A 10,147-nucleotide genomic window follows, 5' to 3' on the forward strand; every position below is an offset into this window, starting at 1 on the left:
CGCCCCTTCTACTTGCAACTACAAGCGATATAAAATCAGCAATATTTTTTGAAATATTTAAGTTTGTGCAAACTTCTAAAATTGTTTTTGCCACTAATTTTTTTGAGATGGCTTGATTAGAGATAAAATCAGATAATTCGCCTGAAGCAATAACTGCATCATTAAATTTTTTAATATCATTAAATGCAACTTCAGAACTGCCATTTGCTTGGCAAACTTCAAAAAAAGCCTGAGCGTATCTTTTTGCGAGCGATGATTTTTCTGTAATATTAGAAGCCATTTTCTAAAAATAATTTTCGGCTTCATTATCACATTCATTTTTATGATGCAATAGAGAGTTTTATAGTTTTCTATTTTTTTGTAGCAGATTATAAAAAAAGAGCCCCCAAAGCTCAAATGCTAATGGGGACTCTCAAAACCTACCTCTGAATGAGGTAGGTTTTTTTAGGGCAGCGGCAATCTATGTAGCCGCAGCCCGGACAACGCGTTTGCGTTGCCGAGATAAAAAAATATCTTATCATAAGAATTTATAGTTCTTATTTTAAGAAATCACTCCACTCGCTTTTGTTGTAGCTGTTTATGGCTATTTTGTTAAAGCGTGAACCTTTTTAGAGTTCATATGAGCTGTCGATTAGAAAAATCTTAAGCGGTTTTACTGAATTTACTTCTGGCTAACCATTTTAGAATGGTAACATTTTTTTAATTTTGCCATTTTCGATTTTTCAAACGGAATAAAACTTTCCTTCAACTATTGCATTGTCATAACCAAGCAAGGCTCAAAAGCGTTTCCCCTCTCAATATCACCTAGTGAGAAGTTCTAGTAAGTTGCCCAAACTCAAATTTTATGGACTAGTTTTTTGTTTTTGAATGTGAAAAATATATCTTGAACTCTTTTCACAGCACTGAATAGATGATGCAAAAAATACACGCATATTTCAGAAGTAAAAAGAGAATTTTTCTCTATAAATTTTCTTAATTATTTTGATTAAACTAAAAATCAAAATTGCTTAAATAAAAACCAAAAAGGTAAGTAAATAAGAGAAAAAAGAAAAATAAAGTAGCACTCCATTTTATCGAAAAAAAAAACAATTTTCAACAATTGAGTAAAATTTTAGTTAATTTTAATTTATTTTGGCAGGGCAGTATAATATAAACATAAGCTATTGAAGTTACAAATATCTCTCCCCTTAAAAGGGAAGAGGAACTAAAAAGGGTTAAAAACCAACACAATCACCCACCTTGATTTTTCTTTTTTTCCTCATTTGCAGCTTCTAAAGCGTAAACACACAAATCTTCAAATGAAACTCCGTTTTTTTCAGATAAAGCAAGAAGTTTTGCGAAGCTTTCCATTACTTCCGCAGGGATAGTGCCACCCCTTTCAGATGCTAACCAATGTGCTTGGTTTTGCAATGGGTGATTACCTGCCTTAGGCATACCGATATAAACATCAAACGGGGCTTTTTTGCCCCCAAAATCACAAGGTATTGTAAATTTTTTCATAAATTCTAACTCCCCCTAAGTTATAATTAAATTCTATCACTTAAAGGTTAATTATTAGTTAAAAATAAATTGTTAGTTTGCAACATTTAATAGTTTTGGAATATCAATTTTTGCCTTTTGATAATCTTCAATTATACCAATATCTACAAAATAACCATTTGAAAGATAATAATTTATCTCAAGAGATTTGCAAAACTTCATTAAAAAATCATACTCAAAAGAGAATTTTTTTGGCAAATTAAGGCTTAAAAACCACTTTTTGTTGATTAAATAACAACCGGAATTTATTAAGCCTTTGTTATTAAAGCCTTTTTCCTGAAAATCAGTGATTTTATCGCCCAAAACCTCAACCCTGCCATACCTTCCCGCATTTTCAACTTCCCTAAGTGCAATTGCAATCTTAGAGTTTTTGCAAACATTCAGAAAATCATTAAAATTTACTTCTTGAAACGAATCACCATTCATCACAATAAATTTTTTAGAATCAAAATTTTTTATTGCGTTGAGAATTGCACCACCAGTGCCAAGAGGTTCATTTTCTATAGAGTAGGAGATTTTTACTCCTTGAAAATTATCGCCAAAATAATCAATGATTTTTTCTTTTAAGTGGCCAACAGATAAAATAATTTCTGAGAAATTTTGTTTTTTGAGATATAAAATCAGATGCTCAAGAAATGGCTTGCCATTAATATCCGCCATTGCTTTTGGTGTATCACTTGGTAGATGCTCCGCAAGCCTTGTTCCCTTACCACCAACTAATAAAACCGCTTTCATATTGAGATTAAGGAATATTTATAGTTGAATATTTTTAGAATTATCACCCCGCATTTATTGCGAGGTGACATTTTGCAAGTAAATATCCTAATGCTTGCCGCTAACCATATTTCTGGTGGCTTCTGGCAGGCGAACAACCAAGCCATCTAGGGAGTCATTAACCATAATCTGGCAACCCAAGCGAGAAGTGTGAGTTAAGCCGAATGCGAGATCCAGCATATCTTCCTCCTCCTCCTTTGCCTCAGGCAGGGCTTCATATCTAGCTTGATCCTCAATGATGATATGACAAGTTGAACACGCAAGCGAGCCTTCGCAAGCACCTTCTAACGGAATGTCATTCTTGTGAGCAACTTCTAAAATAGAAATGCCATTAGGTGCATCAACGATTTTCTCACCGCCTTGAAATTTGAATGTAATTTTTGCCATTTTTATAGTTTGAAAGTTAGAGGGATTGAAGGATTCTAACCTTCTAACCTTCTAACCTTCAACCAACTTCCCCCACCTTCTTACCGCCAAGATAACCTTGCAGAGCCTTGCTAACCCTTGCATCTGCGAAGTCAGTTGCGGTTTTATCTAGGTTTGCAATTAGAGAGTGGATTAATTCTCTATCATTACCAATGCACGCTTCTTGCAATTCTTTTATGCAATTTTCAATAGTGATTTTATAATTTTTATCAATTAAATTTTCATCTTCTGCAAGTGCTGATTTTATAGTTTTGATAACAATATCAGCTTCAATTCTGGCTTCCACAAGCAATCTTTCGTGAATATCTTTCTCAGCTTCCATAATACTTGCGAGGAGCATTTTTTCCATCTCCTCATAATTGAGGCCATAAGAAGGGCGAACTTCAATTTCCGCCTTAGTGCCAGTTTTTTCTTCAATAGCGGAAACGCTCAAAATTCCATCAGCATCTAATGCAAGAGTTACTTCAACAACAGCTGTTCCAGCTGGTTGTGGCGGAATATTTTTCAAATCAAAACAAGCAAGGCTTCTACAATTTTTAGCAAGCTCCCTCTCACCTTGCAAAACATGGATTTTCATTGCGGTTTGGCCATCTTCATAAGTAGTGAATTTCTGCTTCACCCTTGCTGGAATAGGCGTATTTCTTGAGATTAAAACCTCCATCAATCCGCCATAAGTTTCAAGCCCTAGTGAAAGTGGCGTTACATCAAGCAGTAAAGAGTTTGAGCCTTTTGTTAAGGCTTCCGCTTGAATTGCAGCCCCAAGTGCCACCACTTGATCAGGGTTTATATCAATAAGGGGCTTCTTTTTTGTTAGTTTTTCAATTTCATTTCTAACCAGAGGAATTCTAGTTGAGCCACCAACCATAATCACGCCCTCAAGCTCTGAAGGTTTTATCCTCGCATCTTTCAGAGTTGCTGAAAATATTGCGATAGTTTTATCAACGATAGGTTTAATTATTTCCTCAAATTGCGAGCGAGTAATTTCAACCCCCCTGCCCTCAATTTCTATTATAGTTTTATCATTCTCAGAGAGTTCCTCTTTCGCTTTTTTAAGAATAGTTTTTAGTTGCTGGTTATTATTTGAAGAATTAATTTTTCCAACCCCTAAGCCCCAAGCCCCAATTGCTAAATCAATATCATCACCACCTAAATGAGTATCGCCGCCAGTTGCGATAACTCTAAAAACGCCCATTTGCATTTGCAGAATTGAAACATCAAATGTGCCACCACCAAAATCATAAACCGCATAAAGCCCTTCAGATTGCTTATCCAAGCCATATGCAAGTGCTGCTGCTGTTGGTTCATTAATAAGCCTTATAACTTCAAGCCCTGCCAATTTTGCAGCATCTTTTGTGGCTTGCCTTTGTGCATCATTAAAATAAGCTGGAACAGTTATAACCACCTTGTGAATATGCCTGCCCAACACTTCATCAGCGTGATTTTTTACTGCTTTTAGAATTTCCGCAGAGGCTGTGATTGGTGAAAACTCTTTATCACCAAGTTTGAAATTGATTATTTTATCTGATTTTTCTTTGATAATTTCAATACCATAAGGTAAAAGATTTTCACTTTTAACATCTTGAAAAGATTTTCCAATCAATCTCTTAACCGAAGAAACTGAAGCTATAGTTGAAGATGTTTTTTCACCAACGCTAATAATATTTCTTTCATTAATATTTAGAACTGAAGGAATGATAAATTTTCCATATTTATCGGAAATTACGCTTGGCTTTTCATCTGCAGAAATTGCACAAAGCGAGTTTGTTGTTCCGAGATCAATGCCAATTGCAATCTCATTTTCCCCTTCGTGTGGCAAAGGGGTTTGCCCCGGTTCGTGAATTTGGATTAACATATTTGGTTGATGGTTTATAGTTGATGGTTTATGGGTTGAAGGACTAAGGATTGAAGGTTATAATTTTTGCAACTAAAACCTTCCAACCTTCACACTTTCTTACCTTCATACCCTCTAACTATCAACCAGCTTAATTAAATATCTAAGCCTTGTTACTTGCTCAGAGGCGTTTTCATAATCCCCTTTTTCAAAAAACTCCACAAAAGATTTTGTAGTTTCTGCAATTTTATTTTCTATTTCTTCAAAGATTTTTTCTTTTTCATTTTCGTCTGCAAAACTTAGCACTTCCCTTAGCTCTAATTGCTCCATTAATAATTTTTGTGATGGCTTGAAGCTGTTATTACCCTCTTTATTAACCCTAAAGCCCTGTAATTCCATAAGATGTTCCGCTCTAAGTAAATCATCATTTAGCACCTTAAAACCCTCATTAATATCAGCACTAACTTTTACGGATTTTATTTTTTCTTCCTCACTCGCATTGATAAATTTATCAGGGTGAGAGCTTGCTTGTAACTCCAAATATTTTTTATAGAGAAGTTTTTTATCAAGATTATAACTTTTATTCAGGGAAAATATTTCAAAGAAATTAAGCATCTAACCGCAATCAATAGATTTAACATTCTCTTTTTCATCAAGATAAAAATTTACTCTATTAGGTGCAAAATCCATTGTTACAGGGCAATCTTTGCAAATAATTCTAAAAGGCTCTTCTATTTTATTCACCATTATCTCACTTTGATTTTTTCCAATTAAATCAGAGAATTTTTCTTTACCGCAAATTGTTCCGTCTGGCGTAACTTCTTCAATAGTATCTTTGTTTTTTTCAGTAACAACTTTCTGATTAGTTTTTTCTAAGTCTTCAGTTTTTTGTTTATTTATAATTCTTCTAACGCTTCTATCGCAATTATTTATTAGATAAATTTCAAATAACCTCATACACATTAAATTCTCAGCATCGCTTGAGTTTATATAGATAAAAGGCCTATCTAAAAATGTTTGGCAATTATATCTGTTAAGTTTTTCAAAGAGGATATTGCAATTATTTTCTTTATTAACTTGATTATCATTTAAGTTCATAAAGTTTTTATCAGCTATTATGCCTTGCGAATTAGCCCCTTCAGATAAGCCAAAACTTATTAAAATTAGCAATGTAAAAAGTAATTTTTTCATAGATTTATTTTTTCTTCGTGTGATGCTTCTCGAGAGATTTTTTCAATTTTGGTAAATCTTCCTCTATAACCTTATAAACTAAATTATCATCAATAAAACCTTCAAGATATTCGTGAACCAAAATATTTCTCATACCTGATATTTCTAACCATTCTATCTCCGGTGTAGAACTTTTAAGTTGGGGAGAAATTTTTTGAGTAGTTTCGCAAATTTTGTGAAGAGACCTTAAACATGCTTCTTTTATAGTAACATTATTAAAAAAAGATTCTTTGCCACCACCAAAAGAAATATGCGAATTAATTTCATCAATAAATTCAAAAATAAATTCTATTAATTCGTTATCGTCATATCTTCTCATAGAAAAACTATATCATTTTTAATTTTGGACCTAAACCTATCTTTTAGTGCTGACTCACAGAGAATATCAACTTTACGATTAAAAATATTTTCAATTTTATTTTTGAACTTCATGTAATCTATGAGGCTTCTATTACTCTCAATATTAACTAAAAAGTCTATATCACTTTTTTCATCATCTTCGCCTCTCGCAACTGAGCCAACTAGCCTAATATCATAAACACCATATTGCTTTGCAATATTGAAAATATTTTCACGATTGGCTTTTATTTCATCTATTAAAGTCATAAAAACTATGTTTTTTACACTATAGCAAAATAAACTAATTAGACAATCATATAGTATTTATATTGCAACGTAGTGATGCTAAACATGAAAACTTTCACCGCAACCGCATTTACCTTTTTCATTAGGGTTGATGAATACAAAACCGGATTTCATTTTTTCTTCAACATAATCCATTTGTGTGCCGATAAGATATAAGGTTGCTTTAGGGTCAATAATAACTTTTACGCCTTTATCTTCAACCACATCTTCATATTTTCTTATATCGTCAGCATATTCAACCACATATGCAAGCCCTGAGCAACCACCCTTACGCACGCCAACGCGAATACCTTCTGAAGCCTTGCCTCTGGCATTAAGCAAATGCTTTATCCTCTCGGCTGCATTATCTGTTATGGTTATTGGGGCTTTCATAGTTTTAGGTTCTAGGTTCTAGGTGCTAGGAATTAGGGTAAAAGAGAAAAATATTACTATAATTCCCTAGAACCTAGCCTCTAGCACCTAGAACCTCAACTAATTTACATTTTTCTTCTTATAATCCTCAATTGCACTCTTGATTGCGTCTTCTGCAAGCATTGAGCAGTGAATTTTAACTGGCGGAAGCGACAATTCCTGAGCAATTTGAGTATTTTTAATAGTGTAAGCTTCATCAAGGCTTTTGCCTTTAATCCATTCTGTCGCAAGTGATGATGATGCAATTGCAGAGCCACAGCCAAAGGTTTTGAATTTCGCATCTCTGATTACGCCACTATCATCAACTTCAATTTGTAGCTTCATAACATCACCGCAAGCAGGCGCGCCAACTAAGCCAGTGCCAACATTCTTGCTGCTTTCATCCATACGCCCAACATTTCTTGGGTTTTCATAGTGATCAATTACTTTTTCGCCGTAAGCCATATCATTTATTGTTGGTTGTTAGTAATTGGTTGTTGGTAGCTGGCTTTTCAAATTACCAACTTCTAACAACCAACTACTAACTACCAAAAAGCGATTGCACTTGCCTCTAATTATGCTAAAGCCTTTTTATGTTGGGGCCGTAGCTCAGCAGGATAGAGCATCAGATTCCTAATCTGAGGGTCGGACGTTCGAATCGTCTCGGTCCCACCATATATCAAAATCGCACAATTTATATATAGTTTTATTTTTTAGTCAATAATATCTTACTAATTTAATCAACTATTATCAACCTCATTTATCATTAAATTAAAGTAATTTCATTGAGGCACTTACTGAACAAATATTTTTAGTATATACTTACTATGTGTAGATTATGGTAAAATGCATTTATTGAAGGTTAAGGAAGCTAAATCTTATTAATTTCTTCATTGTTGCGGAAAGTCGAAATTATTTAACCCTTCATTCCCGCGAAAGCGAGAATCTATTCCACATCTTCATTCCCGCGAAAGCGGTAATCTATTCCACATCTTCATTCCCGCGAAAGCGGTAATCTATTCCACTTCTTCATTCCCGCGAAAGCGGGAATCTATAAAAATAACAATTGATAAAAAAAGTAGCAGAAATTAAATATAAATTATAATTAGTTTTTTGCCTCAAAATGATACAGAATCAATTGAGGCGGTGATAAATAAAAATTTTTTATAAAAATTATTTTATCTGCATTTTTGCAGATAATTATTATTATAATATTGTTTTATATAGTTAATTCAAGTCGCAATTTGCCTGCATTTTTGCAGACTATATAAAATCAATAGGAATTTGTAGGCTTACTCTCACTAACATAAAAGTTTAGATTTCTTTATCTTGATAGTTTGAAATTATTAATATAAAAAACTAAAAATAAGGGGCTTTAGCTCAGCTGGGAGAGCGCTTGCATGGCATGCAAGAGGTCAGCGGTTCGATCCCGCTAAGCTCCACCATTTAAACATCTTCGGAAACTTCTCCGTTTTTTATACCAACCTCACCAACGCCACTCTCAGCCACTATTTTAAGGTTAGTGAGTAGACTAGGTTGTTTGCATTTTTGCTGATTTTTAGGCTATTTTCTCTCAAAACGCCAATTTCTCTCAGTACCCTGTAAACCTTTTCAAAATTACCCTACTGCCTTTTTGCCTTTATTTTCAGATGGTTAACTTTTTAGCGTTCCGAATTACCTATGCAAAGGATAGTTAACTTATTTAGGAAAAAGGTTATTATAAATTAAACCTAAACAAAAATAGCTATGAAAAAATATCTGATATTAGCCACCTTAATTTTGCTTAATGCAACTAATTCTAATGCATCTGAAACTTGCACAATAATTGCAGACAGAAAATCTGATAAAATTATTCTGAGTAATGGTGAGTGTAAAACAAGATATACACCCGCATCTACATTTAAGTTTCCACTTGCGATAATTGGCTTTGACTCTGGAATTCTTAAAGATGGTGATGTTCCGAAATGGAAATATAGAAAAAACTATGTTGTAAATACTGAAAACGATATTTTAGATACCACGCCAAAAGCTTGGCTTAAAAATTCGGTGGTTTGGTATTCTCAGAAATTAACTAAAAAACTAGGGCTTTCTAAATTTGAAAACTACATTCAAAAATTTGATTACGGCAACCAAGATTTATCTGGAAACACAGGTAAGAATGATGGTTTGACTAATTCTTGGCTTTCATCTTCGTTAAAAATTTCACCGCAAGAACAGTTGCAATTTATTAATAAATTTCTTGATAAAAAGTTAGAAGTTTCAGCAGAATCATACAGTAAAACATATAGCTCTATGCCAGTTTTTGAAACAAAAAACGGCTGGAAGATCTATGGCAAAACTGGCAGTGGTAAAGAGAATAACCTGCCACTAGGCTGGTTTATTGGTTGGGCAGAAAAGAAGAATAAAACTCTAACTTTTGTTAAACTTATAAAATTTGATAAACCTATTACAGGCTTTGCTGGCCCTTTCGCTAGAGATGAAACTTTGAAAGATTTTGAAAAACTTAAGTAGTTAATTTAGTTCAAAATAAACTTTTTGTTCTTCCCAGCTTAGTGGGAATTTGTTCATTAGACTTAATAGCGTTAGGCTTCTCGGTTGTTTGCCAGTGATGATTGCATTTATAATTTCTGGTGAAAGTAAGTTTAACCTTAAAACATCTGAAACATAAGACCTACTCAAACCCTCTACCTCTGCGATTTCCTTGGCGGTTTTGTATTTGCCTTTATTTATCTGCTCTTGCCATTCAAATGCTCTGCAGATGGCTTTTATCATGCTGTTGTCATATACTGGTTTTGAAGGCGCCTGATATTCTTGCCCTGATGGCGTTATCAAAAACTTCTGCCCTTTGCCATGCACAAAATTTACTGGAATTGTAATTTTATAAGGCTCATAAATATTACTAGTTTCTTTTGAAATTTGTACGCCACCACCAACCCTGTTTGCAAAATCAATTATACCAAGTGGTAAAAATTCTATTTCAACTTTATCTGTGTAAACTATAATTTTATTGATAAGTAATTGCAGAATCTTCTGTTGCTCCGCTGGAAATAACTCGTCCCATATTCCATCAAAATTCTCTATTAGGTTTTTAAATTCATCTTGTGAAAGTTGCGGATATTCCTTGATGATATTGCCATAGGCTTTCATCATCATTTTTGTAGAAGTTAAAATCTGCCTAACTTGATATAAAATTATTGATTCAATTTCTTCAGCTGGGATATTTTTAATTTGGCATTTATCAAAACCTTTCTTTGTTGCTTTTTGGCTGACATAATATCTGTAAATCTTCCCCTTCTTTTTTGAGTAGGTTGG

At 33.6% G+C, this 10,147-nt stretch carries 13 protein-coding genes and 2 tRNA genes; 3 read left to right on the forward strand and 12 right to left on the reverse strand.

The features are described 5' to 3' along the window. The 11 genes from SFT90_07235 to iscU form a co-directional block, all read right to left on the reverse strand. Positions 1-280 (reverse strand): F0F1 ATP synthase subunit delta (locus SFT90_07235; protein MDX1950272.1); only part of this gene is annotated, 280 nt, incomplete at its 3' end. Positions 281-1,230: 950 nt separating this feature from the next. Next, a complete protein-coding gene (locus SFT90_07240) occupies positions 1,231-1,500 on the reverse strand; it encodes a DUF2610 domain-containing protein (GenBank protein ID MDX1950273.1) in 270 nt (89 codons plus the stop codon). A 72-nt stretch (positions 1,501-1,572) separates the two neighbouring features. Beyond that, positions 1,573-2,274 carry a nucleotidyltransferase family protein gene (locus SFT90_07245; protein MDX1950274.1) on the reverse strand — a complete coding sequence of 234 codons (702 nt, stop codon included), beginning with the start codon at positions 2,272-2,274 and terminating at the stop codon, positions 1,573-1,575. 87 nt (positions 2,275-2,361) lie between these two features. After that, positions 2,362-2,700 carry a ferredoxin family 2Fe-2S iron-sulfur cluster binding protein gene (locus SFT90_07250; GenBank protein ID MDX1950275.1) on the reverse strand — a complete coding sequence of 113 codons (339 nt, stop codon included), beginning with the start codon at positions 2,698-2,700 and terminating at the stop codon, positions 2,362-2,364. Positions 2,701-2,758: 58 nt separating this feature from the next. Next, entirely contained in the window at positions 2,759-4,591 is a 1,833-nt protein-coding gene (gene hscA / locus SFT90_07255) for a Fe-S protein assembly chaperone HscA (GenBank protein MDX1950276.1), read from the reverse strand. A 114-nt stretch (positions 4,592-4,705) separates the two neighbouring features. Further along, positions 4,706-5,185, reverse strand: a complete 480-nt coding sequence (gene hscB / locus SFT90_07260) for a Fe-S protein assembly co-chaperone HscB (GenBank protein ID MDX1950277.1) — start codon at positions 5,183-5,185, stop codon at positions 4,706-4,708. After that, positions 5,186-5,761, reverse strand: coding sequence for a hypothetical protein (locus SFT90_07265; GenBank protein ID MDX1950278.1), 576 nt, complete (start codon positions 5,759-5,761; stop codon positions 5,186-5,188). Positions 5,762-5,765: 4 nt separating this feature from the next. Beyond that, positions 5,766-6,119, reverse strand: coding sequence for a HepT-like ribonuclease domain-containing protein (locus SFT90_07270; GenBank protein ID MDX1950279.1), 354 nt, complete (start codon positions 6,117-6,119; stop codon positions 5,766-5,768). Then, positions 6,116-6,406 (reverse strand): nucleotidyltransferase family protein, encoded by a 291-nt coding sequence (locus tag SFT90_07275; GenBank protein MDX1950280.1) that lies wholly within the window; start codon positions 6,404-6,406, stop codon positions 6,116-6,118. The genes SFT90_07270 and SFT90_07275 overlap by 4 nt, the downstream gene beginning before the upstream one ends. A gap of 78 nt (positions 6,407-6,484) precedes the next feature. Continuing rightward, the gene (locus tag SFT90_07280) at positions 6,485-6,817 is read right to left on the reverse strand and encodes an iron-sulfur cluster assembly accessory protein (GenBank protein ID MDX1950281.1); all 333 of its coding nucleotides are present in this window, start codon (positions 6,815-6,817) and stop codon (positions 6,485-6,487) included. Positions 6,818-6,916: 99 nt separating this feature from the next. Then, positions 6,917-7,300 carry a Fe-S cluster assembly scaffold IscU gene (iscU, locus tag SFT90_07285; protein ID MDX1950282.1) on the reverse strand — a complete coding sequence of 128 codons (384 nt, stop codon included), beginning with the start codon at positions 7,298-7,300 and terminating at the stop codon, positions 6,917-6,919. A gap of 133 nt (positions 7,301-7,433) precedes the next feature. On the opposite strand from iscU, the gene SFT90_07290 reads away from it, so the two are divergent. The 3 genes from SFT90_07290 (at position 7,434) to blaOXA (ending at position 9,346) form a co-directional block, all read left to right on the forward strand. Beyond that, a tRNA-Arg gene (locus SFT90_07290) sits at positions 7,434-7,510 on the forward strand. Positions 7,511-8,204: 694 nt separating this feature from the next. Continuing rightward, positions 8,205-8,280, forward strand: a tRNA-Ala gene (locus tag SFT90_07295). A 301-nt stretch (positions 8,281-8,581) separates the two neighbouring features. Continuing rightward, positions 8,582-9,346, forward strand: a complete 765-nt coding sequence (gene blaOXA, locus SFT90_07300) for a class D beta-lactamase (protein MDX1950283.1) — start codon at positions 8,582-8,584, stop codon at positions 9,344-9,346. Here blaOXA and SFT90_07305 read toward each other — a convergent pair. Next, a partial coding sequence (locus SFT90_07305) for a hypothetical protein (protein MDX1950284.1) occupies positions 9,347-10,147 on the reverse strand: 801 nt, incomplete at its 5' end.

This window comes from Rickettsiales bacterium (genome assembly GCA_033762595.1).
Lineage (GTDB): Bacteria > Pseudomonadota > Alphaproteobacteria > Rickettsiales > UBA8987 > JANPLD01.